Here is a 24,547-nt window from a genome sequence, read left to right on the forward strand (position 1 = left end):
TGATTAGTGCTTGACAAAATTCATCATTGTATGCGAAACTAGAAGAAGATTATTTTAATTAGGAGTAGCTATGCGTATTATTTATCTAATTATTGGTTTTTTATCACTGGCTTTGGCTATTGTCGGGGTTGTTTTGCCCTTGTTGCCGACAACGCCTTTCCTTTTGTTGTCTATCGCTTGTTTCTCTAGAAGTTCCAAGCGCTTCGAAGATTGGCTTTATCATACCAAGCTCTATCAAGCATATGTGGCTGATTTTCGGGAAACCAAGTCCATTGCACGTGAACGTAAGAAAAAAATCATTGTATCTATCTACATCTTGATGGGAATTTCCATTTATTTTGCACCTCTTTTGCCGGTCAAAATCGGTTTGGGAGCTTTGACCATCTTTATCACCTATTATCTCTTTAAGGTTATTCCAGACAAAGAATAGGTAAAATTTGTTACTATTTCCCTTGATAAAATTGAAAGTATATTCACAATAATATGATATAATAAATTCAAAGTAATCTTCAAGGAGAATCAAATGATTTACGAATTTTGTGCTGAAAATGTGACCTTGCTTGAAAAAGCGATGCAGGCTGGAGCTCGTCGAATCGAACTCTGTGATAATCTTGCAGTTGGTGGAACAACACCCAGCTATGGAGTGACCAAGGCAGCTGTTGAACTGGCAGCTAACTACGATACGACCATTATGACCATGATTCGTCCACGTGGTGGCGACTTTGTCTATAATGATCTTGAAATAGCTATCATGCTAGAAGACATTCGATTGACTGCTCAGGCCGGTAGTCAAGGGGTTGTATTTGGGGCTTTAACTGCTGATAAGAAGTTGGATCAAGCTAATCTGGAGAAGCTGATTGCAGCATCAAAAGGGATGGAAATTGTCTTCCATATGGCCTTTGATGAATTGAGTGACGAAGACCAGTTGGAAGCTATTGACTGGCTCAGCCAAGCTGGTGTCACCCGTATCCTAACTCGTGCTGGTGTGTCTGGCGATTCATTAGACAAACGTTTTGCTCACTATCACAGAATTTTGGAACATGCTAAAGGTAAAATTGAAATCTTACCAGGTGGGGGAATTGACCTTGACAACCGTCAAACTTTTATCGACCAGTTGGGCGTGACACAATTGCATGGAACCAAGGTTGTCTTTTAAAAAATAGAAAGGAACTGCTAGCTTTGGGTAGCAGTTTTCACTTATGTTTGAAATTTTTAAATCTTACCAGTTTAATCAAGAAAAGGCTCGTGCCTATGGTTTTTTAGAAAGTAGTGGAGTTTGGACCCATAGTTTCACTATCTTGCAGGGCGACTTTGTTATGACTGTGTCCATCACTGCTGATAATGTGAGTTTTCAAGTCTTTGATCAGGAAACTGGTGACCTCTATCCTCAAGTCCATATGGAAAGTTTTAAAGGAAGTTTTGTTGCAATCGTCCGTGATGCTTGTCTGGAGATTCTCTACCAGATTCGGAAGGCTTGTTTTGAGGTACAGGATTTTATCTGCCCTCAGACTAAACGAATCATGACTCAAGTTCAGGAAAAGTATGTTAATCAATTGGAGTATTTGTGGGAGAAATCTCCTGATACGGCAGTATTACGCCATGAAGGCAATCAAAAGTGGTATGCTGTTTTGATGAGAATACCTTGGGATAAGCTAGAAAAGGGCAGAGAAAATCTAGTGGAAGCAGTCAACCTCAAACATGACCAAGTAGCTGACTTACTTTCACACAAAGGCGTTTATCCAGCTTTTCATATGAATAAACGTTACTGGATTAGTGTGGTGCTTGATGATACTTTATCAGATAAAGAAGTATTGGAATTGATAGAAAAAAGTTGGAACTTAACCACTAAAAAATGAAACATTTCAAGGATTTTCAAGAGCTTTCAATTAGCAAAATATTCTCTACTGAAGAAATTTTCAGAAAATATTGGATTTTTTCTTGACAAGTACTTTTGCCTATGCTAAAATACTAAACAAGATATCAAACGAAGGAGAAAGTCAAACATGAAAACAGCTAAGTTTAATCAATTTGCTTTGTTGTTGAGGTACTCGGGCTAGTGCAAAAAGCATTAGTCCTGTTTGGCTTACCAAGCGGGAGTGAATCAACATCTCGCTTGGACTTCTGAGCGAGATGTTTTTTTAAAACCACATTTGGAAAAGGGGAAATCTTATGAGAACAGTTGAATTTCTAGATACCAGCCTTCGGGATGGAGAACAGACACCGGGTGTTAACTTTTCAATCAAGGAAAAAATTGCCATTGCAAGACAGCTGGAGAAATGGGGTATTTCAGCCATTGAAGCTGGTTTTCCGGCGGCGAGTCCTGATTCATTCACAGCAGTTCAGGAGATTGCCAAGGTCTTGAAGAAAACAGCTGTGACTGGATTAGCACGTTCTGTCAAGTCTGATATTGATGCTTGTTACGAAGCCCTCAAGGATGCCAAATATCCACAGGTTCACGTCTTTATCGCTACCAGTCCGATACACCGAAAGTATAAGCTCAATAAGAGTAAGGAAGAGATTTTAGAAGCTATTAAAGAGCATGTTTCCTATGCCCGTTCTAAGTTTGAGATTGTCGAATTCTCTCCAGAGGATGCGACTAGAACAGAGTTGGGTTTCCTCTTACAAGTCGTTCAAACAGCGGTAGATGCAGGTGCGACTTATATCAATATTCCTGATACGGTAGGATTTACCACACCAGAAGAGTATGGTGCTATCTTCAAATACTTGATTGAGAATGTTAAGACAGATCGTCAGATTATCTATTCACCTCACTGTCACGATGACCTTGGGATGGCAGTAGCTAATAGCCTTGCTGCTGTCAAGAACGGAGCAGGACGTGTCGAAGGAACCATCAATGGTATTGGGGAGCGAGCTGGAAATGCTGCTTTGGAAGAAATTGCAGTAGCCCTCAATATTCGCCAAGATTACTATCAAGCAGAAACTAGTATTGTTTTAAATGAAACCATCAATACGTCAGAAATGGTTTCTCGCTTCTCTGGTATTCCAGTTCCTAAAAACAAGGCTGTAGTTGGTGGCAATGCCTTCTCTCACGAATCTGGTATTCACCAAGACGGAGTCCTTAAAAATCCTCTTACTTATGAGATCATCACCCCTGAATTGGTCGGTGTCAAGAGTAACAGCCTCCCACTTGGAAAATTGTCAGGTCGCCATGCCTTTGTCGAGAAACTAAGAGAATTGGCCCTAGACTTTACAGAAGAGGACATCAAACCACTCTTCGCTAAGTTCAAGGCACTGGCAGATAAGAAACAAGAAATCACAGATGCAGATATTCGAGCTCTGGTAGCTGGAACCATGGTTGAAAATCCAGAAGGCTTCCACTTTGATGATTTACAACTTCAAACTCATGCGGATAATGATATCGAAGCTCTCGTTAGCCTAGCTAATATGGATTGTGAGAAAGTTGAGTTCAATGCGACAGGGCAAGGTTCCGTTGAAGCAATCTTTAACGCTATCGATAAGTTCTTTAACCAATCCGTCCGCTTGGTGTCCTATACTATTGACGCTGTGACAGATGGAATTGATGCCCAAGCTCGGGTTTTGGTCACTGTTGAAAACAGAGATACAGAAACCATCTTTAATGCAGCAGGGCTTGATTTCGATGTACTGAAAGCATCTGCTATTGCCTACATCAATGCTAATACCTTTGTTCAAAAAGAGAATGCTGGTGAGATGGGACGCAGTGTTTCTTACCGCGATATGCCTAGTGTGTAAAGGAGAAGGCTATGACAAAGAAAATAGTAGCTCTAGCAGGGGACGGAATCGGCCCAGAAATCATGGAGGCTAGTTTAGAGGTTCTGGAAGCTCTAGCTGAAAAAACAGGTTTTGACTATGAGATTGATAGACGACCTTTTGGAGGTGCAGGTATCGATGCAGCAGGGCATCCCTTACCTGATGAAACTCTCAAGGCATGTCGTGAAGCAGATGCCATTCTCCTAGCGGCTATCGGTAGTCCCCAGTATGATAGTGCAACGGTTCGGCCTGAACAAGGCTTGCTAGCTCTCCGTAAGGAACTCAATCTCTATGCTAATATTCGCCCTGTTAAGATTTTTGAGAGTCTCAAGCATTTGTCACCACTAAAATCAGAACGAATTGCTGGGGTGGACTTTGTCGTTGTGCGGGAGTTGACAGGCGGGATTTACTTTGGGGATCATATTCTTGAAGAAAGAAAAGCGCGTGATATTAACGACTATAGCTATGAGGAAGTGGAGCGGATTATTCGCAAGGCCTTTGAAATCGCAAGAAATCGCAGAAAAATCGTTACCAGCATCGATAAACAAAATGTTCTAGCGACCTCAAAACTCTGGCGGAAAGTAGCTGAGAAGGTCGCACAGGATTTCCCAGATGTGACCTTGGAACACCAGCTGGTGGACTCAGCTGCCATGCTCATGATTACCAATCCTGCTAAGTTTGATGTCATCGTGACAGAAAATCTTTTCGGAGATATTCTCTCTGATGAATCAAGCGTTCTATCTGGCACACTTGGGGTTATGCCATCAGCCAGTCATTCTGAAAATGGACCAAGTCTCTATGAACCAATTCACGGTTCAGCTCCTGATATTGCTGGTCAAGGAATTGCAAATCCTATCTCCATGATTTTATCAGTTGCCATGATGTTGAGAGATAGTTTTGGACGTCATGAGGATGCGGAGCGCATTGAACGTGCTGTTGAGGCAAGTTTGGCATCTGAAATTTTAACGAGAGATATAGGAGGACAGGCTTCGACAAAGGAAATGACGGAAGCTATTATCGCAAGGTTATGAAGTTAGACGAAAAAATTACTCTAGTCCTTTTGATTTGGAATGTCATGGTTTTCTTGATTTATGGTATTGACAAATCTAAGGCAAGGAGAAGAGCTTGGCGCATCCCTGAGAAAATCTTACTTATTTTAGCCTTTACTTGTGGTGGTTTTGGGGCCTGGTTAGCAGGAATCATCTTTCACCACAAGACTCGAAAATGGTATTTTAAAACAGTTTGGTTTCTTGGGATGGTGACTACACTAGTAGCCTTATATGTTATTTGGAGGTAATGGATGGCAGGAAAATCGATTTTTGATAAATTATGGGACCGTCATGTTATCACAGGAGAAGAGGGGCAGCCCCAACTCATGTATGTGGACCAGCACTATATTCACGAGGTGACCAGTCCTCAGGCTTTTCAAGGTTTGCGAGACGCAGGACGCAGATTGAGACGGCCAGACTTGACATTTGGAACCTTTGACCACAATGTCCCGACGGTCAATATCTACGATATTCGAGATGTCATTTCCAAGGCACAAATTGATAAGCTAGCTGAAAATGTTGAGGAGTTTGGGATTGAACATGCGGCCCATGGTTCTGAAAAACAAGGAATTGTTCACATGGTTGGACCAGAAACTGGAAGAACTCAACCAGGAAAATTCATCGTCTGTGGAGATAGTCACACAGCAACTCACGGTGCTTTCGGAGCAATCGCTTTTGGAATTGGGACCAGTGAGGTTGAGCATGTCTTCGCTACTCAGACACTCTGGCAGGTCAAACCCAAGAAAATGCTGGTGGAATTCACTGGAGTTCCTCAAAAAGGAGTTTATTCCAAGGATTTCATTCTAGCCTTGATTGCAAAGTACGGCGTTGCTTGCGGTGTTGGCTACGTGGTGGAATATCGTGGACAAGCTATTGATGCACTGAGCATGGAAGAGCGCATGACCATCTGCAATATGTCCATCGAGTTTGGATCTAAGATGGGAATCATGAATCCGGACCAAACCACCTATGATTATCTCAAGGGACGAGAATGTGTTCCAGAGGACTTCGAAGAGGCTGTGGCGGATTGGAAAACAATTATCAGTGATGATGATGCTGTTTATGATAAGGTTATCCAGATGGATGTCTCAGGATTGGCTCCCATGGTGACCTGGGGAACTAATCCTGCTATGGGTGTTGACTTTGACAGTAGCTTTCCAGAAATTAAGGATATGAATGATGAGCGAGCCTACAATTACATGGACTTGGAGCCTGGTCAAAAGCCAGCAGATATTGAACTAGGCTATATCTTTATCGGGTCTTGTACAAATGCTCGTCTCAGCGACTTGCAACTGGCTGCTCGATTTGTCAAAGGAAAGAAGATTGCTCCTAATCTAACAGCTATCGTGGTTCCAGGCTCTCGTTCTGTGAAACGAGCTGCTGAGAAGTTGGGCTTGGACAAGGTCTTTCTAGATGCTGGATTTGAGTGGAGAGACCCAGGTTGTTCTATGTGCCTAGGGATGAATCCTGACAAGGTACCTGATGGTGTTCACTGTGCCTCAACCAGCAATCGTAACTTTGAAGACAGACAGGGCTTTGGCGCTAAGACCCACCTCTGCAGTCCAGCCATGGCAGCTGCGGCAGCTATTGCAGGGCGTTTCGTAGATGTTCGGCAAATGCCAGAAGCCCAGTAAGGAGAGGATATGGAGAAATTCACAGTTTATACGGGAACGACCGTTCCTCTTATGAATGATAACATTGATACTGACCAAATCCTTCCCAAGCAGTTTCTCAAGTTAATTGATAAAAAAGGCTTTGGTAAGTACCTCATGTATGCTTGGCGTTATTTGGATGACAAGTACACCGAGGACCCAGACTTTGTCTTTAACCGACCTGAATATCGGGAAGCCAGTATTCTCATCTCAGGGGATAACTTTGGGGCAGGGTCTTCGAGGGAGCACGCAGCTTGGGCTCTAGCGGACTATGGTTTTAAGGTTGTGATTGCAGGATCTTTCGGTGATATTCATTACAATAATGAACTCAATAATGGCATGCTGCCTATTGTTCAGCCTAGAGAGGTTAGAGAGAAACTAGCCCAGCTACAACCAAGTGATCAGGTAACTGTGGACTTGGAACAACAAAAAATCATCTCACCAGTTGGAGAATTCACTTTTGAAATCGATAGCGAATGGAAACACAAACTCTTAAATGGTTTGGATGATATCGGAATTACCTTGCAGTATGAAGATTTGATTGCTGCTTATGAAAAACAACGACCAGCCTACTGGCAGGATTAGAAGAAAAATAGAAAAGGAAATAGAACTATGACAAAACACATTCAATGGAACGGAACACTTTCACAAGAAGGCTATGACATTTTAAAAGGTGAGGGCGGATGTATCGTTTGTCCTACAAAAGTTGGTTACATCATTATGACTAGTGACAAGGCTGGTCTTGAACGTAAGTTTGAAGCCAAAGAACGTAACCGTAACAAACCAGGTGTTGTTCTCTGTGGTAGCATGGATGAGCTTCGCGCTTTAGCACAACTCAACCCAGAAATTGAAGCCTTTTACCAAAAACATTGGGACGAAGACATTCTTCTTGGTTGTATCCTTCCTTGGAAACCAGAAGCCTTTGAAAAACTCAAAGCATACGGTGATGGCCGTGAAGAACTGATGACGGACGTGCGTGGTACTAGCTGTTTTGTTATCAAATTTGGGAAAGCTGGTGAACAATTAGCTGCCAAACTTTGGGAAGAAGGCAAGATGGTTTTTGCGTCATCAGCTAACCCATCTGGAAAAGGAAACCGTGGTAAGGTAGAAGGTATCGGAGAACGCATCGAAGGTGCAGTTGACCTTGTTATCGAGGCGGATGACTATGTGGCATCTATCCAGCCTGACAAAACGATTGAAACTCGCTATGAGCAAGGTGTGATGGTCTCTATGGTCGATAAAGACGGCAAACTCATCCCAGAACAAGGAGGAGCACGTTCAACTTCACCAGCTCCAGTTGTGATTCGCAAAGGGCTTGACATTGATAAGATTATGATGCACCTGTCAGACACCTTTAACTCATGGGACTACCGTCAGGGAGAGTATTATTAGAATGTAGAAGAAGTCTAGCGTTAAGAGACATTAAAGCTCCTAACACTGGACTTTTCTTTAGAATTTCTTTTCTTTTTTATATAGATGTGATATTCTATATGTGAAATAGAGCTTTGAAATATTAAATACTAACTAGCCTATAATATGAAAATGGAGCTACAAAATGGAAGAAAAATTAAATTATTGGATGATAGTTGCAGGAGGAGGTGGAAAAGTTTGGTCTTTATTTAAAGAAGAAAATATAGCTTGTATAGATTTTGATTCTAATTTATCTAATATTTTAGATTACAATAATCCTGAAGAATTGAAGCAAGGAAAGCAGAGAAATTTATTTATTTGGAAGTTTGCACATGACATAAAAATAAATGATTATATAATAGCTACCTCAGGATTTAACAAAATTTTGGGTATTGGACAATGTGTGAAAACATATTACTTTGATGAAACAAAAACAGAGTTTAAACATTGTATTGGTGTTAATTGGTTGAAAGTAGATGGTGGATGGGAATACCAAGGTAAAAAAGGTGCAAGACAAACCATCAACTGGGATAGAAATTCAGAACGTATCAATTTGTATAAATCTATTCTAAATGGTACATACAGAAAAAATATAGAGAAGGTTGTTATGAATAAAAATATTAACGATTATTTAGATAAATTAAGAAAATCCAAAAACCTCATCCTCCGCGGTGCTCCTGGCACGGGAAAAACTTATCTTGCTAAAGAAATTGCTAAAGAATTAACGGATGGCAACGAAGATCAAATCGGCTTTGTTCAGTTTCATCCTTCGTATGACTACACGGATTTTGTCGAGGGTTTGCGCCCAGTATCCAATGGGGATGGAGCTATCGAGTTTAAATTACAAGATGGTATTTTTAAGAAGTTTTGTCAGAATGCTATAGATTCTAAGAAGATTGGAGGTCAAGATAATTTTGATGAAGCTTGGGATCTTTATCTTGAGTATGTAAATAACAGAGATGAAAAAGAATATTTGACAGAATTTTCCTATCTAACAGTAAATAGTCGAAATAATTTTAATATCAATTATGAAACTAAATCCCAAGGAACTGTCTTAACAAAATCTTATGTTTATGAACTATATAAAGATGAAAACTATCTGAAACAGCCCTATTATCATAACCAAGGAAAAAAAGTCCTTGAAACTTTAAAGAAAAGATTTGCTTTGAAAGACTATATTTCTCCAGAAGAGGTTGAAACAGACAAGAAATTCGTTTTCATTATCGATGAGATTAATCGTGGTGAGATTTCTAAGATTTTTGGTGAACTCTTTTTCTCTATTGACCCTGGCTATCGTGGTGAAAAGGGATGTGTTTCTACTCAGTATGCTAATTTACATGAGACTAATGAGAAATTTTATATCCCTGAAAATGTCTATATTATCGGAACTATGAATGATATTGACCGTTCAGTGGACACCTTTGATTTTGCTATGCGCCGTCGTTTCCGTTTTGTTGAAGTTACTGCTGAAAGCCAGTTATACATTCTAGATAACGAACTAGATGGACATGAGGAAGAAGCGAAAAAACGTTTAAGAAACTTGAACGCTGCTATTGAAAACGTTCAGGAGTTAAACAGTCATTATCATATCGGACCAAGTTATTTCCGTAATTTAAAAGAGTTGGATTATGATTATGAATTACTTTGGTCTGATTACCTCAAACCGCTTTTGGAAGATTACTTACGAGGTTCTTATGAAGAGGCTGAAACTCTGGGTACATTGAAAAAAGCATTTGATCTGACAAAGAATGAGCAAAAAGATCAGGCAGTAGCTGATGACCATGAAGGCGATGAAGACGATGATGCGGATAACTGATAATCAGCATAGAATTGCTAAGGAAGGCTTTGTCGCAGAATATCCCAAACTAAGTCAAGCACTTCTTGATAGAACACTAGATAACCTTTCTAAAGAGGACAATATCTTTATTTTTCCAAATGATTTGAAAAATTCTCCTGACTTAGAGAAGGACCAAAAAATCTTTGAAACAGTTAATCAGAAAATCAAGACTGGAAATGTGGTTGGTTTTCTGGGGTGTGGTCAGGAAAGATTAACAATTGCCTCTCGCTTTTCTGATGAGAGTAATGACCATTTTTTGCATTATCTCTTACACAAGGTTCTTCATATCAATCTCACTAGTTTAGATGTTGCTTTGTCTCTTGAAGAGAGGCTTTATCAACTTTTGATGTATCTCTTCCCTAAGTATCTACAAGCTGCAATTCGAAAAGGTCTTTATAAGGAATACCAGAGATTTTCTCATAATGACACTCATGTTAAGGGAGTGATTGATGTAAGAAACCATCTCAAGAAAAACCTTCCTTTCACGGGAAATATTGCCTACACAACGAGAGAGTTCACCTATGATAATCCCCTCATGCAGTTGGTCCGTCACACTATTGAATACATTAAGAACCAGAAAAGCATTGGTCAAGGGGTTCTTGATAATCTCTTGGCTAGTCGTGAAAATGTAGCAGAAATCGTGCGGGTAACTCCTTCTTATAAACTAGCTGATCGTGTTAAGATTATTCGGGGAAATCAATCTAAACCTATACGTCATGCATACTTTCACGAGTACAGAAAGTTACAAGAACTTTGTCTGATGATATTAAACAGAGAAAAGCACGGTTTTGGATATCAAGAGCAAAAAATTCATGGCATTCTCTTTGATGTTGCTTGGCTTTGGGAAGAATATGTTCATACCTTGTTGCCAAAAGATTTCATACATCCTAGAAATAAGGATAAGACGGACGGTATTTCAGTATTTTCTAATCGTGAAAGAAAAGTATATCCAGATTTTTATCAAGAAGAGCTTAAAATAGTATTAGATGCTAAGTATAAAAAACTGGAATTGACTGAAAAAGGAATCAACCGTGAGGACTTATTCCAGCTGATTTCCTATTCTTATATTTTGAAAGCTGAGAAGGCTGGTCTTGTTTTTCCGAGTAGGGACAAGGTTGTTGATAATGAGATAGGAAAGCTAGCAGGTTATGGAGCTTTGTTGAAGAAATGGTCTATCCAAATTCCTCAGGAGTCTTCATCCTATAGTGAATTTTGTGAAATGATGGAAAACTCCGAAGAAATATTTAAAAGTAATATTACTAAAGAAGTGGGGAGAAAATAATCTCTCCTCTTTCTTTTGTTATTTATACAAGTAAATTCCGAACCATATTTTTAATTTTATAACATTATTTGACAAAAACTGTACTTTAGTTTATAATAAATTAAGGAAACGTCGGAAAAGACGTAGGGATGCGAGAGCATAGGTAGGTCATTACAAAAGAAAAGAGACATCTATATGTTAAATGAATTTCCAATTTTTGATTACGAAGATATTCAATTGATTCCAAATAAATGTGTCATTAAAAGCCGTGCAGAAGCGGACACAAGTGTCACTCTAGGAAAGCACACCTTTAAACTACCTGTTGTGCCAGCTAATATGCAGACTATTTTGGATGAAAATGTAGCAGAGCAACTGGCTAAAGGTGGTTACTTCTACATTATGCATCGTTTTGATGAGGCAGGACGCATTCCTTTTATTAAACGCATGCACGATCAAGGGCTCATTGCTTCTATATCTGTTGGTGTTAAGGATTATGAGTATGATTTCGTTAGCCAGCTCAAGGATGATGCTCCTGAGTTCATCACGATTGATATTGCCCATGGTCATGCGGATAGCGTGATTTCTATGATTCAACACATCAAGAAAGAATTGCCAGATACCTTTGTCATTGCTGGAAATGTGGGAACACCAGAAGCTGTGCGTGAATTGGAAAATGCTGGTGCGGATGCTACTAAGGTTGGAATCGGACCTGGTAAGGTTTGTATTACCAAGGTTAAGACTGGTTTTGGTACAGGTGGTTGGCAGTTGGCTGCTCTCCGTTGGTGTGCTAAGGCTGCACGTAAACCGATTATCGCTGATGGAGGAATTCGTACTCATGGTGATATTGCCAAGTCTATCCGCTTCGGTGCCAGCATGGTCATGATTGGTTCCCTCTTTGCAGGACATATCGAAAGTCCAGGGAAAACGATCGAGGTTGATGGTGAACACTTCAAAGAATATTATGGTTCAGCCTCTCAATACCAAAAAGGAGCCTATAAAAACGTCGAAGGAAAACGCATCTTGCTTCCTGCCAAAGGTCATTTACAAGACACTTTAACTGAGATGGAACAAGACCTTCAAAGTGCTATTTCCTACGCTGGTGGACGTGAGGTTGCAGACCTCAAACACGTTGATTATGTTATCGTGAAAAACTCTATCTGGAATGGGGATGCGTCCCACTAAGACGGCCTATCTCACTAGAAAAAAACTTGTTATTAGAGCAAATTTCTGTTATAATAAAACAAGTTTCCACCCTTAGTGTAATGGATATCACGTAAGATTCCGGTTCTTGAGATGGGGGTTCGATTCCCTCAGGGTGGATGTAAACATCTTAAGAAAGCCTTTAATAGGGCTTTTTTCTTTATTCTGGCTCATGTTTAACCTAAAAACTGAAAATCTCTTTCTAAAGAATGCCCAAATGCTTTCCAGTCCCATTTTAAAGTGACTCAGGGAGCTTTTTTTGATATAATAAAAAGGACTGTTATCAGTTAGAAAGAGGTTGGTATGAAAGAATTACAAACTGTACTAAAGAACCATTTTGCAATCAAATTTGCAGACAGAAATTTATTGGAAACTGCTTTTACTCATACGAGTTATGCCAATGAGCACCGCCTCTTAAAAATTTCACACAATGAACGCTTGGAATTTTTAGGAGACGCTGTTCTACAGTTATTGATTTCAGAATATCTGTATAAAAAATACCCTAAAAAACCTGAGGGTGACTTGTCTAAACTCCGTGCCATGATTGTCCGCGAGGAGAGTTTGGCTGGTTTTGCGCGTGATTGTCAGTTTGACCAGTTTATTAAGCTGGGTAAGGGGGAAGAAAAATCTGGTGGTCGCAATCGTGACACCATTCTTGGTGATGCCTTTGAAGCCTTTCTTGGTGCCCTTCTTTTGGACAAGGATGTGGCCAAGGTCAAGGAATTTATCTATCAAGTCATGATTCCTAAGGTTGAAGCAGGCGAATTTGAGATGATTACAGACTACAAAACACATCTACAGGAGTTACTTCAGGTCAATGGGGATGTGGCTATTCGATATCAAGTGATATCTGAAACAGGGCCTGCCCACGATAAGGTCTTTGATGTAGAAGTTCTTGTTGAAGGTAAGAGCATTGGTCAAGGTCAAGGTCGTTCTAAGAAATTAGCAGAGCAGGAAGCTGCCAAAAATGCCGTTGAGAAAGGGCTGGATTCATGTATTTAAAGGAAATCGAAATTCAGGGATTCAAGTCTTTTGCTGATAAGACTAAGGTCGTCTTTGACCAAGGTGTGACGGCAGTTGTTGGACCCAATGGATCTGGAAAGTCAAATATCACAGAAAGCCTGCGATGGGCATTGGGAGAGTCCAGTGTTAAGAGTCTCCGTGGTGGCAAGATGCCAGACGTTATCTTTGCTGGAACTGAAAGCCGCAAACCACTTAATTATGCTTCTGTAGTTGTGACTTTGGATAATAATGACGGATTTATCAAGGATGCAGGCCAAGAAATCAAGGTAGAACGCCATATCTATCGTAGTGGTGATAGCGAATACAAGATTGACGGCAAGAAAGTCCGTCTGCGTGATATTCATGACCTCTTCTTGGATACAGGTTTGGGCCGAGATTCCTTCTCTATTATTTCCCAAGGGAAGGTTGAAGAGATTTTTAATTCTAAGCCTGAGGAACGGAGAGCTATTTTTGAAGAAGCTGCTGGAGTTTTAAAATACAAGATTCGCAGAAAAGAAACTGAGAGCAAACTGCAGCAAACTCAGGATAATCTAGACCGCTTAGAGGACATTATCTATGAGTTGGACAATCAAATCAAGCCTCTTGAGAAGCAAGCTGAAAATGCTCGTAAATTTCTAGACTTGGAAGGACAACGCAAGGCTATTTATTTAGACGTTCTGGTTGCTCAAATCAAGGAAAATAAGGTTGAACTAGAGTTGACAGAAGAAGAGTTGGCACAGGTTCAGGAACTCTTGACGAGCTATTACCAAAAGAGAGAAAAATTAGAAGAAGAAAATCAAACTCTTAAAAAGCAACGCCAAGATTTACAGGCTGAAATGGCCAAAGATCAGGGCAGTTTGATGGACTTGACCAGTCTGATTAGTGATTTAGAGAGAAAATTAGCCCTATCAAAACTGGAATCTGAGCAAGTAGCCCTGAATCAACAGGAAGCACAAGCTCGTTTGGATACTTTAGAGGATAAGAGAAGCTCACTCAGCAAAGAAAAATCTGATAAAGAAAGCTCTTTAGCACTTTTAGAGGAAAATCTAGTCCAAAATAATCAAAAACTCAATCGTTTAGAAGCTGAATTGCTAGCTTTTTCAGATGATCCTGATCAGATGATTGAGCTCCTGCGTGAACGCTTTGTAGCTCTTTTACAAGAAGAAGCAGATGTCTCAAACCAACTGACTCGCATCGAGAATGAGTTGGAAAATAGTCGTCAACTTTCTCAAAAACAAGCAGATCAACTAGAAAAGCTGAAAGAACAGCTGGCTACAGCTAAAGAAAAGGCAAGTCAGCAAAGGAATGAGCTTGAAACTGCTAAGGAGCAGGTTCAGAAATTATTGGCTGACTATCAAGTCTGTGCCAAGGAGCAAGAGGAGCAGAAAACTTCCTATCAAGCTCAACAGAGTCAACTCTTTGATCGTCTGGATAATCTCAAAAACAAACAGGCTAGAGCCCAAAGTTTGGAAAATATCCTTAGAAATCACAGTAACTTTTATGCAGGTGTTAAGAGTGTTCTCCAAGAAAAAGATCGCCTTGGTGGGATTATTGGTGCAGTCAGTGAGCACCTGACTTTTGATGTGCATTATCAAACTGCCCTAGAGATTGCGCTTGGAGCTAGTAGTCAGCATATCATCGTAGAAGATGAAGAGTCGGCAACCAAAGCTATTAATTTCCTCAAACGAAACAGAGCAGGTCGTGCAACCTTCCTTCCGTTGACGACTATCAAGGCTCGTACGATTTCAAGTCAGAACCAAGATACTATCGCATCAAGTTCAGGCTTCCTTGGTATGGCTGATGAGTTGGTGGCATTTGATAAGAGACTGGAAGCTATTTTCAAGAACTTGCTAGCTACGACGGCTATTTTTGATACTGTAGAGCATGCGCGTGCAGCAGCTCGCCAGGTTCGTTATCAGGTTCGTATGGTGACTTTGGACGGTACAGAGTTGCGCACAGGTGGTTCTTACGCAGGTGGAGCCAATCGCCAGAATAACAGTATTTTTATCAAGCCAGAGCTGAAGCAATTGCAAAAAGAAATTGCTGAAGAAGAAGCAAGCTTGCGTTCAGAAGAGGCGACTTTGAAGACCTTGCAAGATGAGATGACTAGATTGACAGAAAGATTAGAAGCAATCAAATCTCTAGGAGAGCAGGCTCGTATTCAGGAGCAGGGCTTATCCCTCTCTTATCAGCAAACCAGTCAGCAAGTTGAAGAGTTAGAAACTCTTTGGAAACTCCAAGAAGAGGAATTAGATCGTCTTTCTGAAGGAGATTGGCAAGCAGACAAGGAAAAATGCCAAGAGCGTCTTGCTACAATCGCCAGTGACAAGCAAAATCTGGAAGCTGAGATTGAAGAAATTAAGTCTAACAAAAACGCCATCCAAGAACGCTATCAAAACTTGCAGGAAGAGGTAGCGCAAGCTCGCCTGCTTAAGACAGAACTGCAAGGACAAAAACGTTATGAAGTAGCTGATATTGAGCGTTTAGGCAAGGAATTGGACAATCTTGATCTTGAGCAAGAGGAAATCCAGCGCCTTCTCCAAAAAAAGGTTGATAATATTGAGAAGGTTGATATAGAATTGCTCAGTCAACAGGCCGAAGAAGCCAAAACTCAGAAAACAAACCTCCAACAAGGTTTAATTCGCAAGCAGTTTGAGTTGGATGATATTGAAGGTCAACTGGATGATATTGCTAGTCATTTGGATCAGGCTCGCCAGCAGAACGAGGAGTGGATTCGCAAGCAAACACGTGCTGAAGCTAAGAAAGAAAAGGTCAGCGAGCGCTTACGCCATCTACAAAGTCAATTAACAGACCAGTATCAGATTAGCTATACTGAAGCTTTAGAAAAGTCTCATGAGTTGGAAAATCTCAATCTGGCAGAGCAAGAGGTTAAAGATTTAGAGAAGGCTATTCGCTCGCTGGGTCCTGTCAACTTGGATGCTATTGAACAGTACGAAGAAGTTCACAATCGTCTGGATTTCCTAAATAGCCAACGTGATGACATTTTATCAGCGAAAAACTTGCTGCTTGAAACCATTACAGAGATGAATGATGAGGTCAAGGAACGCTTTAAATCAACCTTTGAAGCTATTCGTGAGTCCTTTAAAGTGACCTTCAAGCAGATGTTTGGTGGAGGTCAGGCGGACCTCATTTTGACTGAGGGAGACTTGCTGACAGCTGGGGTTGAGATTTCTGTTCAACCACCAGGCAAGAAAATCCAGTCTCTTAATCTCATGAGTGGAGGGGAAAAAGCCCTATCGGCTCTTGCCTTGCTCTTCTCCATTATCCGAGTTAAGACTATCCCGTTTGTTATCTTGGATGAGGTAGAGGCTGCGCTGGACGAAGCCAATGTTAAACGCTTTGGAGATTACCTCAACCGTTTTGACAAGGACAGCCAGTTTATCGTCGTAACCCACCGTAAGGGAACCATGGCAGCAGCCGATTCTATTTATGGAGTGACCATGCAAGAATCAGGTGTCTCAAAAATTGTTTCGGTGAAGTTAAAAGATTTGGAAGAAACAGTAGACTAGTTACCAAACGATAGCATCTCTTAGGGGATGCTATTTTTTAAAACTAACATCTTGAATGATTTTTTAAGGTCAGTTCAGGGGCAAAAAACGACATTTGGGCTTTCCTTTTAGCGAAAAGGCTTTCTCTATGATATAATAGTTTCATGATTACAACAGTACCTATAAAAAATGAAAAAGACATCGCAGTACCTGATAAAACAGTTCTTGTATTAGGCTATTTTGACGGTATTCATAAGGGACATCAGAAGCTTTTTGAAGTAGCTAGTAAGGCTTCGATGAAAGATTATCTTCCAGTTGTTGTGATGACCTTTACAGAGTCCCCTAAGCTTGCTTTGCAACCTTACAAGCCAGAATTAATGCTTCATATTGTCAGCCATGAAGAACGAGAACATAAGATGAAATGGCATGGAGTAGAGGCTCTTTTCTTACTTGACTTTAGTAGTAAATTTGCTAGTTTAACGGGTCAAGAGTTCTTTGATACCTATGTTAGGGCGTTAAAACCAGCGATTATTGTAGCGGGATTTGATTACACGTTTGGTTCTGATAAGAAAACTGCGGATGATTTGAAGGATTATTTTGATGGAGAAATCATCATTGTTCCTCCTGTTGAGGATGAAAAGGGGAAAATTAGTTCTACTCGTATTCGTCAAGCTATTCTTGATGGGGATGTCAGAGAAGCTGGTCATTTACTTGGCACTCCTCTACCATCACGTGGCATGGTCGTTCATGGGAATGCTCGTGGACGGACTATCGGTTATCCAACAGCAAACTTAGTTTTAAGAGATCGAACTTATATGCCAGCAGATGGTGTCTACGTAGTCGATATCGAAGTGCAGCGTAAAAGATATCGTGGAATGGCGAGTGTCGGGAAAAATGTTACTTTCGATGGAGAAGAGCCACGTTTTGAAGTCAATATTTTTGATTTTTCAGATGACATTTACGGTGAGACAGTCATTGTCTACTGGCTAGATCGTGTCCGAGAAATGGTCAAATTTGACTCCGTTGAAGAACTGGTAGACCAACTCCAGAAGGATGAAGAAATTGCTCGGAATTGGAAGGATGAAGAGTAGAATGTTTAAAAAGTGAACCATATTTTGTGTTTGCTTTTTTTTATTTTTGGAAGAAATTTTTATAGATATAAACATAATTGAAGCTTTGTTTGAAATCTGTTAAAATAGGGATATTAATAACTTTAAAAACTAAAGAAAAGAGATTATATGATTACAGGTGAATTAAAAAATAAAATTGATCAGTTGTGGGAGATGCTTTGGACTGAAGGTAACGCAAATCCTCTAACAAATATTTAATATATGACATAAAGAGCAAAATCATAATTGACAATTCAAAAATCTTTGGAAGAATTGGAAACCTTGAAAAAATCACTTATGCAGAAGTATTTTGGTTAAGATTTGATATGAGATAGCAGTTTTACACTATCATTGTAATTACCGTACTTATTTGTTACAATACTTCAAAGGAGGAAATCATATGGCAGTAAAAACAAGAAAACAAGGAAATTCAATTACCATTACGATTCCCAGTGAATTCAATATTCCAAGTGGCGAAATTATCTTTATTCCCGAAGAGTCTGGACATCAGATTTCTTATGATGCCTTTGATTTAAAACTGGATACAATTTTTGATGAATACGATGAAGTTTTCAAAGCTTTGGTGGAAAAATGACAGTATATTTAACGGAAAAGTAAATTGAAAAAATCAATGCTTTAGTAATTCAACGGTATTCTCCAAATAAGCAAATTCAAACAGTTAGTCCTTCAGCGTTAAATATGATTGTGAACTTACCAGAACAATTTGTTTTTAGTAAACCTTTTTATCCAACAATTTTTGATAACGCAACAATATTATTTGTCCGATTGATAAAGAAGTATGTTTTTGCCAATACCAATAAGCGAACAGCCTTTTATGTTTTGGTTCAATTTTTACAATTAAATGGTTATCACTTTTCTTTTTCTGCGGAAGAAGCTATTGATATGTGTGTGACGATAGCGGTAGGAGCTTTAACTGATGAAAAAATGATAAGCTATTCTAAATGGGTTTCTAAACATTTTATTAGAGAAAAAATTAAAAAATAAGCTAGTATGTTGGATTGAAATGAGCATAAGAAAAAAATAAAGAGACAATATTAGAAATCTGTCATGCAGGAACTGATATTGTCTCTTTTTATTGATGAGTGAGAATTTTCGGTGTCTTCCTACATCTCATATATAATGAGTTGAAATTAGAATAGTACAACACGACTGCTAAAAAAATTCTAGAAATTAATTTGATTTTCCTAATCGATTTGTTCATATCTTATTTCAATCTACTATAACAAAAAACGAACAGGCTCTTTTTCTGTCATTCAGAAGAGAACTTGTTCGTTTTTTCTTTTAAAACACTCGATATACGTATGGATTTTCTGGTTTATCGACTTTGGTAAAGCTGTCAATTTCCAAGGTTGGGAGATTTTGTTTGAGTTCTTTATGGTAGTGATTGACCAGTTTTCCTTTGGCTGTAATCCAGGTATTATTTTCATACTGACGGGTATTTCCCTTTGTCAGCAATCCATACACACCCGAATCTGCGATACAGTGGATAATGCCGAAGCGGAACAGAAATTGGCTATTAGCATGACTGGGGTCATTATAGACAAAGCCTGTGAACTGGACTGTCTTGCCCTCGAATTCATCTGGATAGTCGTAGATAGCCTCCATGACTTCCATATAGTTTTCATTCGTGATGTGAATGCTCTCTTGGGACAAGTATTTATCCGCCGCCGTTCTCATTTCCTTTTCATAGGCTGTTTTTGAGAAATAAGAACTGGTATCTGGTTTCAAATATTGGCTTGTTGTCCCTTCACTTGTCTGAATGGCTTGATCCGTGCCTTCTGATAAGGGGAAATGATAGCCTTTGGCTGAAACGGTCTGAGAATCCAAGCTAACAGTTGGAAAAGTTAAGCCAACGACAATTGGAATGGCAAGAAGAGCAACACTCGTCACCTTAGCCATTCGGCTGTTCAGATGGCTATGGGTTTTGACTTGCTTCATCCAGATATACAATTGAACAATAGCCAAGATAAAGGAAAGTACCATGGAAATATAGGCCAGATAGGAATAGTGCATGTTGATGTACTGGTTTAATTTGCCCGACAGATGGAGATAAATAGTCAATTCAAAATAGCCAGCTAAAACTAAAAACCGAATCATAGGATGACTCCAATCAAGAGAGAATAGACTAAGACAACGAGTGTCACAATCGTAATGAAGTGACTGATAAATCGTGCTTTCAAGTAATTTTTCATCATGAGAATATTTTTGATATCCAGCATTGGGCCAATGACGAGAAAGGCCAAAACTGGTGCTAAGCCGAAACTCGAGAGAAGAGAAGATCCGATAAAAGCATCAGCCTCACTACAGAGAGAAAGAAGAAAGGCTAAAATCATCAAGAGCAGGATGGCAAAAAGAGGGGTTGCACTGATAGAGGTCAGAATCCGTGTCGGAACATAGACCTGTATAACAGAGGCAAAGAGACAGCCAAATACCAAATAACGCCCCGTATCAAAAAATTCATCAATGGCCTGCACAAAGACCTGAAAAACTTTTTTTGCAGGACTCAAATGAGAAAAATCGTGCTCATGACAGGCCAAACGATTTTCTTTTTGAATCGGTTCTCGCCAGAAAAATCCCAGAAAAATTCCAAGTATCACAGCTACAAGAATGGAACCCAGAGCTCGTAACAGGGCGACATGGAAGGAGTTGCCAAAGGCAGAATAGGTCGCAAAGAGAACAATGGGATTGATGACAGGTGCTGTTACGAGAAAGGGAACGGCCGTGTAACTGGGGACCTTCTTTTCCAGAAAACGATTGATAATGGGGACAATTCCACATTCACAAGAGGGAAAAAGAATCCCGACAAAGGTCCCAAAAAAGATTCTCCCCCAACGATTTCGAGGGAGAAAATGATAAACCTTGTCAGGTGTGATATAGACTTCAATCAGCCCTGAAACAATACTTCCTATCAGAACGAAGGGTAGGGCTTCAATGATTATAGAGAGAAAAATAGCCCCAGTCTGAAGTAAACTAGAAGGGAGTTGTTGGAAAGCAGTCATCTAGTTTTTCTTTTCTGCTTTGGCTTTTTTCTCTTTGTCATCAGGGAAAGTGACTTGTTTCAAATCAGGGAGTTTCGCAAACTCCTCAAACATCTTATCCAAGTCGTCTCGTTTTGTAAATTTTACAGCCATAGGTGTACCTCGATTCTAAATTCTACCTCTATTATACTATTATTTTGAGGAAAATGGCGTTTTTTAATTTGTTTTCGATAGTTGATACTCTTCGAAAATCTCTTCAAACCATGTCAACTTCGCCTTGCCGTAGATATATGTAACTGACTTCGTCAGTCTTATCTACTACCTCAAAACGGTGTTTTGAGCAATCTGTGGCTAGCTTCCTAGTTTGTTTTTTGATTTTCATTGAGTATGAAAAGGATTGGAGCAAGCCTTCTAGCTTGTGGTATAATAGGTTTATGGATAAAAAATATGAAAAAATCTCTCAGGATTTGGGAGTGACGTTAAAGCAAATTGATACCGTTCTAAGTTTGACAGCTGAAGGGGCGACAATTCCCTTCATAGCGCGTTATCGCAAGGACATGACTGGTAGTTTGGATGAGGTGGCAATTAAGGCCATTATCGACTTGGATAAAAGTCTGACAAATCTCAACGACCGTAAGGAAGCTGTTTTAGCTAAGATTCAAGAACAAGGCAAGTTGACCAAGGAGTTGGAAGAAGCTATCTTAGTTGCCGAAAAATTAGCAGACGTTGAAGAACTCTATCTTCCTTACAAGGAAAAGCGTCGGACCAAGGCAACCATTGCCCGTGAAGCAGGGCTTTTCCCACTTGCTCGCTTAATCTTGCAGAATGTAACTGACTTAGAGAAAGAAGCTGAGAAGTTTGTCTGTGAAGGATTTGCGAATGGGAAGGAAGCTTTGGCTGGTGCAGTTGATATCTTGGTCGAAGCCTTATCGGAAGATGTTACACTGCGCGCCATGACTTATCAGGAGGTGCTGAGACACTCTAAACTTACTTCTCAAATTAAGGATGAAAGTCTCGATGAAAAGCAGGTCTTTCAGATTTACTATGATTTTTCAGAGACAGTTGGAAATATGCAAGGCTATCGTACCTTAGCCCTCAATCGTGGGGAGAAGCTAGGTGTCTTGAAGGTCGGTTTTGAACATGCGACGGACCGTATTCTTGCCTTCTTTGCTACTCGTTTCAAGGTGAAAAATGCTTATATTGATGAAGTTGTTCAGCAATCTGTTAAGAAAAAAGTCTTGCCTGCTATCGAGCGCCGCATTCGGACTGAATTGACTGAGAAAGCAGAAGAAGGAGCTATTCAACTCTTTTCTGACAACCTGCGCAATCTCCTCTTGGTAGCTCCACTAAAAGGACGTGTGGTTCTAGGATTTGACCCTGCTTTTCGTACAGGTGCCAAGCTGGCAGTCGTTGATACGACAGGAAAAATGCTGACAACACAGGTCATCTATCCTGTTAAACCAGCCTCCGCTCGTCAGATTGAAGAAGCAAAACGAGACTTAGCCGACCTGATTGGCCAGTATGGCGTGGAAATTATTGCTATCGGAAATGGAACTGCCAGTCGTGAAAGTGAAGCCTTTGTGGCGGAAGTTCTTAAAGATTTTCCAGAAGTCAGCTATGTTATCGTCAATGAAAGTGGTGCTTCGGTCTATTCTGCCAGCGAACTTGCTCGTCAGGAGTTCCCAAACTTAACCGTTGAAAAGCGTTCTGCCATCTCTATCGCCCGTCGTTTGCAAGATCCCCTTGCTGAATTGGTTAAAATCGATCCTAAGTCAATCGGTGTTGGTCAATACCAGCACGATGTCAGTCAGAAGAAACTGTCTGAAAGTCTGGACTTTGTCGTAGATACCGTGGTAAACCAAGTTGGTGTCAATATCAATACAGCCAGCCCAGCTCTTCTTTCCCACGTTGCTGGACTTAATAAAACCATTTCTGAAAATATTGTCAAATACCGTGAGGAAGAAGGAAAAATCACTTCGCGCGCTCAAATCAAGAAGGTTCCGCGTCTGGGTGCTAAGGCTTTTGAACAGGCAGCTGGTTTCCTTCGTATCCCTGAAAGTAGCAACATCCTTGATAATACAGGAGTTCACCCAGAAAATTACGTTGCCGTTAAGGAACTCTTCAAACGTTTAGATATTAAAGACCTAAACGAAGAAGCCCAAGGCAAACTCAAGTCGCTTTCAGTCAAGGAAATGGCGCAAGAGCTAGACCTTGGACCAGAAACTCTTAAAGATATCATTGCAGACCTTCTCAAACCAGGTCGAGATTTCCGTGATTCCTTTGATGCACCTGTGCTTCGCCAAGATGTCCTAGATATCAAAGATTTAGTGGTAGGCCAGAAGCTAGAGGGTGTGGTGCGTAATGTAGTTGACTTTGGTGCCTTCGTTGACATTGGAATTCACGAAGACGGCTTGATTCACATTTCCCATATGAGTCGCAAATTTATCAAACATCCTAGCCAAGTAGTGTCAGTCGGAGATTTGGTAACGGTTTGGGTTAAGAAAATCGATACTGAACGTGAAAAAGTCAATCTGTCGCTCCTCGCTCCAAATGAAACTGACTGATTACGTTAAGCAGGTTTCACTAAAAGACTTCGGCAGACCTTTTATCCATCAAGCTCAGTGGAATTCTCGTCTACGTTCGACAGGTGGGCGATTTTTCCCCAAAGATGGGCATTTGGATTTTAATCCCAAGGTTTATCAGGAACTGGGTCTGGATGTTTTTAGGAAAATTGTCCGACATGAACTCTGTCATTATCACCTCTATTTTCAAGGGAAGGGCTATCAACACAAGGATTGGGATTTTAAGGAACTGTTGAAAGCAGTGGATGGATTACGCTTTGTGCCCTCCTTGACAAATAGCCACTCTAAACCACTCAAACTTTATCGTTGTCAATCCTGCCAGCAAACTTATCAGCGCAAGCGAAGGATTGATACCAAACGCTATCGATGTGGACTTTGTCGAGGTAAATTGCTACTAGTAAATCAGCCTGAGGACTGATGAAAGCCGAGCCTACCCGTGATATACTATGTCTAACCTAGCAGAAAGAGGAAATATCATGAACAGTAAATTTTATAAAATGAGACGAAATCGTATGATTTCAGGAGTTTTGGCAGGTCTGTCAGACAAGTGGAACTTTGATGTTACCCTTGTTCGTTTCTTATTTGCCATTTTTACAGTCGCAAACTTTGGACTTGGCGTGATTATCTATATCATCCTAGCTTCTATCATGCCTACCAAGGAAGAAATCGAAGCAGAAATGTACGGAACAGGCCCACGTAAACGCAAAGAAGCCCAAGCTATTGACGACAATGAAGGCTGGTTTTGGTGAGGTTCTACAGAAGATTTGGAATAAGCAAAAAGCTTTAAATCAATAGTCTAAACTGCTTGATTTAAAGCTTTTTTACTTTTAATAAGATTTTCTCAGCCTCATATACAAATTAAAAATAATATTTTGAACTTAGATTTCTAATCTGATTTTTCATGCTGAGACAATACATTTTTTGAAAAATGATGGATGCTGATAACAACTGATAGCCAGCAAATAGCATAAGCAGTAGCTGTAAATTCTGTACCGATAAAGTATGTTTTTTCAACTAAGAGCTGACCGATGAATGGAGAGAGGAGATAGAGAAGTCCGATGAGTATATGTTCTTTATGTTTCATTAAAGCGCCCCTTCTTTCCTTATAGGTTGAACAACTTGCAAGTGTTAAATTTAATGGTATGTTATCTAGGTAAGCTTACTCAAATGTTAGTTCCCGCTTCCTC

24 protein-coding genes and 1 tRNA gene are annotated in these 24,547 nt (G+C 40.1%); 21 read left to right on the forward strand and 4 right to left on the reverse strand.

The features are described from left to right. Positions 1–70 precede the first annotated feature (70 nt). From ADJ60_RS06405 to ADJ60_RS06490, 18 genes are all read left to right on the forward strand, one after another. Positions 71–430 (forward strand): YbaN family protein, encoded by a 360-nt coding sequence (locus ADJ60_RS06405; RefSeq protein ID WP_001220352.1) that lies wholly within the window; start codon positions 71–73, stop codon positions 428–430. Positions 431–523: 93 nt separating this feature from the next. Next, the gene (locus ADJ60_RS06410; protein WP_049544128.1) at positions 524–1,156 is read left to right on the forward strand and encodes a copper homeostasis protein CutC; all 633 of its coding nucleotides are present in this window, start codon (positions 524–526) and stop codon (positions 1,154–1,156) included. Positions 1,157–1,199: 43 nt separating this feature from the next. Next, positions 1,200–1,856: an MmcQ/YjbR family DNA-binding protein gene (locus ADJ60_RS06415; protein WP_049544129.1), complete on the forward strand. Its 657-nt coding sequence runs from the start codon at positions 1,200–1,202 to the stop codon at positions 1,854–1,856. A gap of 313 nt (positions 1,857–2,169) precedes the next feature. Next, on the forward strand, positions 2,170–3,732 hold the full coding sequence (locus ADJ60_RS06420; protein WP_049544132.1) for a 2-isopropylmalate synthase: 1,563 nt from the start codon (positions 2,170–2,172) through the stop codon (positions 3,730–3,732). A gap of 11 nt (positions 3,733–3,743) precedes the next feature. Next, complete coding sequence (leuB, locus tag ADJ60_RS06425; RefSeq protein WP_049544133.1) at positions 3,744–4,781, forward strand: 3-isopropylmalate dehydrogenase; 1,038 nt, start codon at positions 3,744–3,746, stop codon at positions 4,779–4,781. Continuing rightward, a complete protein-coding gene (locus ADJ60_RS06430) occupies positions 4,778–5,047 on the forward strand; it encodes a DUF1294 domain-containing protein (RefSeq protein WP_033680381.1) in 270 nt (89 codons plus the stop codon). Before leuB ends, ADJ60_RS06430 begins: the two co-directional genes overlap by 4 nt. 3 nt (positions 5,048–5,050) lie before the next feature. Further along, positions 5,051–6,433: a 3-isopropylmalate dehydratase large subunit gene (leuC, locus tag ADJ60_RS06435; RefSeq protein WP_049544136.1), complete on the forward strand. Its 1,383-nt coding sequence runs from the start codon at positions 5,051–5,053 to the stop codon at positions 6,431–6,433. Between the two features lie 9 nt (positions 6,434–6,442). Then, on the forward strand, positions 6,443–7,036 hold the full coding sequence (leuD, locus tag ADJ60_RS06440; protein WP_049544137.1) for a 3-isopropylmalate dehydratase small subunit: 594 nt from the start codon (positions 6,443–6,445) through the stop codon (positions 7,034–7,036). 27 nt (positions 7,037–7,063) lie between these two features. Then, the gene (locus ADJ60_RS06445; RefSeq protein ID WP_049544140.1) at positions 7,064–7,843 is read left to right on the forward strand and encodes an L-threonylcarbamoyladenylate synthase; all 780 of its coding nucleotides are present in this window, start codon (positions 7,064–7,066) and stop codon (positions 7,841–7,843) included. A gap of 163 nt (positions 7,844–8,006) precedes the next feature. Further along, positions 8,007–9,677: an AAA family ATPase gene (locus tag ADJ60_RS06450; RefSeq protein ID WP_000391559.1), complete on the forward strand. Its 1,671-nt coding sequence runs from the start codon at positions 8,007–8,009 to the stop codon at positions 9,675–9,677. Beyond that, entirely contained in the window at positions 9,661–10,980 is a 1,320-nt protein-coding gene (locus tag ADJ60_RS06455) for an McrC family protein (protein WP_172672640.1), read from the forward strand. Before ADJ60_RS06450 ends, ADJ60_RS06455 begins: the two co-directional genes overlap by 17 nt. A 174-nt stretch (positions 10,981–11,154) precedes the next feature. After that, positions 11,155–12,141, forward strand: coding sequence for a GMP reductase (locus tag ADJ60_RS06460; RefSeq protein WP_049544141.1), 987 nt, complete (start codon positions 11,155–11,157; stop codon positions 12,139–12,141). Between the two features lie 66 nt (positions 12,142–12,207). Further along, positions 12,208–12,279, forward strand: a tRNA-Arg gene (locus tag ADJ60_RS06465). 183 nt (positions 12,280–12,462) lie between these two features. Beyond that, positions 12,463–13,161, forward strand: a complete 699-nt coding sequence (gene rnc, locus ADJ60_RS06470) for a ribonuclease III (protein WP_049544142.1) — start codon at positions 12,463–12,465, stop codon at positions 13,159–13,161. Further along, the gene (gene smc, locus ADJ60_RS06475) at positions 13,152–16,691 is read left to right on the forward strand and encodes a chromosome segregation protein SMC (RefSeq protein ID WP_049544144.1); all 3,540 of its coding nucleotides are present in this window, start codon (positions 13,152–13,154) and stop codon (positions 16,689–16,691) included. Before rnc ends, smc begins: the two co-directional genes overlap by 10 nt. 143 nt (positions 16,692–16,834) lie before the next feature. Further along, entirely contained in the window at positions 16,835–17,761 is a 927-nt protein-coding gene (locus ADJ60_RS06480) for a bifunctional riboflavin kinase/FAD synthetase (protein ID WP_049544145.1), read from the forward strand. 418 nt (positions 17,762–18,179) lie between these two features. Beyond that, positions 18,180–18,374, forward strand: a complete 195-nt coding sequence (locus ADJ60_RS06485) for an AbrB family transcriptional regulator (protein ID WP_049510528.1) — start codon at positions 18,180–18,182, stop codon at positions 18,372–18,374. Between the two features lie 23 nt (positions 18,375–18,397). Further along, the gene (locus ADJ60_RS06490) at positions 18,398–18,784 is read left to right on the forward strand and encodes a type II toxin-antitoxin system death-on-curing family toxin (RefSeq protein ID WP_239668893.1); all 387 of its coding nucleotides are present in this window, start codon (positions 18,398–18,400) and stop codon (positions 18,782–18,784) included. 297 nt (positions 18,785–19,081) lie between these two features. On the opposite strand, the gene ADJ60_RS06495 is transcribed toward ADJ60_RS06490, so the two are convergent. From ADJ60_RS06495 to ADJ60_RS11855, 3 genes are read right to left on the reverse strand one after another with little or no spacing between them, the layout of a single operon-like run. Beyond that, positions 19,082–19,897 (reverse strand): TIGR03943 family putative permease subunit, encoded by an 816-nt coding sequence (locus tag ADJ60_RS06495; protein ID WP_049544146.1) that lies wholly within the window; start codon positions 19,895–19,897, stop codon positions 19,082–19,084. Beyond that, entirely contained in the window at positions 19,894–20,799 is a 906-nt protein-coding gene (locus ADJ60_RS06500) for a permease (protein WP_049544148.1), read from the reverse strand. The genes ADJ60_RS06495 and ADJ60_RS06500 overlap by 4 nt, the downstream gene beginning before the upstream one ends. Beyond that, positions 20,800–20,931: an SPJ_0845 family protein gene (locus tag ADJ60_RS11855; protein ID WP_000268685.1), complete on the reverse strand. Its 132-nt coding sequence runs from the start codon at positions 20,929–20,931 to the stop codon at positions 20,800–20,802. 281 nt (positions 20,932–21,212) lie between these two features. On the opposite strand from ADJ60_RS11855, the gene ADJ60_RS06515 reads away from it, so the two are divergent. From ADJ60_RS06515 to ADJ60_RS06525, 3 genes are read left to right on the forward strand one after another with little or no spacing between them, the layout of a single operon-like run. After that, positions 21,213–23,342, forward strand: a complete 2,130-nt coding sequence (locus tag ADJ60_RS06515; RefSeq protein ID WP_049544152.1) for a Tex family protein — start codon at positions 21,213–21,215, stop codon at positions 23,340–23,342. Continuing rightward, positions 23,329–23,778 (forward strand): SprT family protein, encoded by a 450-nt coding sequence (locus ADJ60_RS06520; RefSeq protein WP_049544154.1) that lies wholly within the window; start codon positions 23,329–23,331, stop codon positions 23,776–23,778. The genes ADJ60_RS06515 and ADJ60_RS06520 overlap by 14 nt, the downstream gene beginning before the upstream one ends. A 58-nt stretch (positions 23,779–23,836) precedes the next feature. Continuing rightward, the gene (locus tag ADJ60_RS06525) at positions 23,837–24,109 is read left to right on the forward strand and encodes a PspC domain-containing protein (protein ID WP_001085044.1); all 273 of its coding nucleotides are present in this window, start codon (positions 23,837–23,839) and stop codon (positions 24,107–24,109) included. Between the two features lie 137 nt (positions 24,110–24,246). Here ADJ60_RS06525 and ADJ60_RS06530 read toward each other — a convergent pair whose 3' ends face one another. Then, the gene (locus tag ADJ60_RS06530) at positions 24,247–24,444 is read right to left on the reverse strand and encodes a hypothetical protein (RefSeq protein WP_049524568.1); all 198 of its coding nucleotides are present in this window, start codon (positions 24,442–24,444) and stop codon (positions 24,247–24,249) included. Positions 24,445–24,547 lie beyond the last annotated feature (103 nt).

Origin of the sequence: Streptococcus pseudopneumoniae (genome assembly GCF_001076775.1) — a bacterium.
Lineage (GTDB): Bacteria > Bacillota > Bacilli > Lactobacillales > Streptococcaceae > Streptococcus > Streptococcus pseudopneumoniae_G.

What these genes read in the sequence shown, in the direction of transcription:
- ADJ60_RS06500 (WP_049544148.1), bottom strand. Translation starts at nt 20,799, where the DNA reads ATGACTGCTTTCCAACAACTCCCTTCTAGTTTACTTCAGACTGGGGCT.
- ADJ60_RS06430 (WP_033680381.1), top strand. Translation starts at nt 4,778, where the DNA reads ATGAAGTTAGACGAAAAAATTACTCTAGTCCTTTTGATTTGGAATGTC.
- ADJ60_RS06515 (WP_049544152.1), top strand. Translation starts at nt 21,213, where the DNA reads ATGGATAAAAAATATGAAAAAATCTCTCAGGATTTGGGAGTGACGTTA.
- ADJ60_RS06495 (WP_049544146.1), bottom strand. Translation starts at nt 19,897, where the DNA reads ATGATTCGGTTTTTAGTTTTAGCTGGCTATTTTGAATTGACTATTTAT.
- ADJ60_RS06450 (WP_000391559.1), top strand. Translation starts at nt 8,007, where the DNA reads ATGGAAGAAAAATTAAATTATTGGATGATAGTTGCAGGAGGAGGTGGA.
- leuD (WP_049544137.1), top strand. Translation starts at nt 6,443, where the DNA reads ATGGAGAAATTCACAGTTTATACGGGAACGACCGTTCCTCTTATGAAT.
- ADJ60_RS06480 (WP_049544145.1), top strand. Translation starts at nt 16,835, where the DNA reads ATGATTACAACAGTACCTATAAAAAATGAAAAAGACATCGCAGTACCT.
- leuC (WP_049544136.1), top strand. Translation starts at nt 5,051, where the DNA reads ATGGCAGGAAAATCGATTTTTGATAAATTATGGGACCGTCATGTTATC.
- ADJ60_RS06460 (WP_049544141.1), top strand. Translation starts at nt 11,155, where the DNA reads ATGTTAAATGAATTTCCAATTTTTGATTACGAAGATATTCAATTGATT.
- ADJ60_RS06520 (WP_049544154.1), top strand. Translation starts at nt 23,329, where the DNA reads ATGAAACTGACTGATTACGTTAAGCAGGTTTCACTAAAAGACTTCGGC.
- ADJ60_RS06420 (WP_049544132.1), top strand. Translation starts at nt 2,170, where the DNA reads ATGAGAACAGTTGAATTTCTAGATACCAGCCTTCGGGATGGAGAACAG.
- ADJ60_RS06410 (WP_049544128.1), top strand. Translation starts at nt 524, where the DNA reads ATGATTTACGAATTTTGTGCTGAAAATGTGACCTTGCTTGAAAAAGCG.
- ADJ60_RS06455 (WP_172672640.1), top strand. Translation starts at nt 9,661, where the DNA reads ATGATGCGGATAACTGATAATCAGCATAGAATTGCTAAGGAAGGCTTT.
- ADJ60_RS06525 (WP_001085044.1), top strand. Translation starts at nt 23,837, where the DNA reads ATGAACAGTAAATTTTATAAAATGAGACGAAATCGTATGATTTCAGGA.
- smc (WP_049544144.1), top strand. Translation starts at nt 13,152, where the DNA reads ATGTATTTAAAGGAAATCGAAATTCAGGGATTCAAGTCTTTTGCTGAT.
- ADJ60_RS06445 (WP_049544140.1), top strand. Translation starts at nt 7,064, where the DNA reads ATGACAAAACACATTCAATGGAACGGAACACTTTCACAAGAAGGCTAT.
- leuB (WP_049544133.1), top strand. Translation starts at nt 3,744, where the DNA reads ATGACAAAGAAAATAGTAGCTCTAGCAGGGGACGGAATCGGCCCAGAA.
- ADJ60_RS06415 (WP_049544129.1), top strand. Translation starts at nt 1,200, where the DNA reads ATGTTTGAAATTTTTAAATCTTACCAGTTTAATCAAGAAAAGGCTCGT.
- ADJ60_RS06485 (WP_049510528.1), top strand. Translation starts at nt 18,180, where the DNA reads ATGGCAGTAAAAACAAGAAAACAAGGAAATTCAATTACCATTACGATT.
- ADJ60_RS11855 (WP_000268685.1), bottom strand. Translation starts at nt 20,931, where the DNA reads ATGGCTGTAAAATTTACAAAACGAGACGACTTGGATAAGATGTTTGAG.
- rnc (WP_049544142.1), top strand. Translation starts at nt 12,463, where the DNA reads ATGAAAGAATTACAAACTGTACTAAAGAACCATTTTGCAATCAAATTT.
- ADJ60_RS06530 (WP_049524568.1), bottom strand. Translation starts at nt 24,444, where the DNA reads ATGAAACATAAAGAACATATACTCATCGGACTTCTCTATCTCCTCTCT.
- ADJ60_RS06405 (WP_001220352.1), top strand. Translation starts at nt 71, where the DNA reads ATGCGTATTATTTATCTAATTATTGGTTTTTTATCACTGGCTTTGGCT.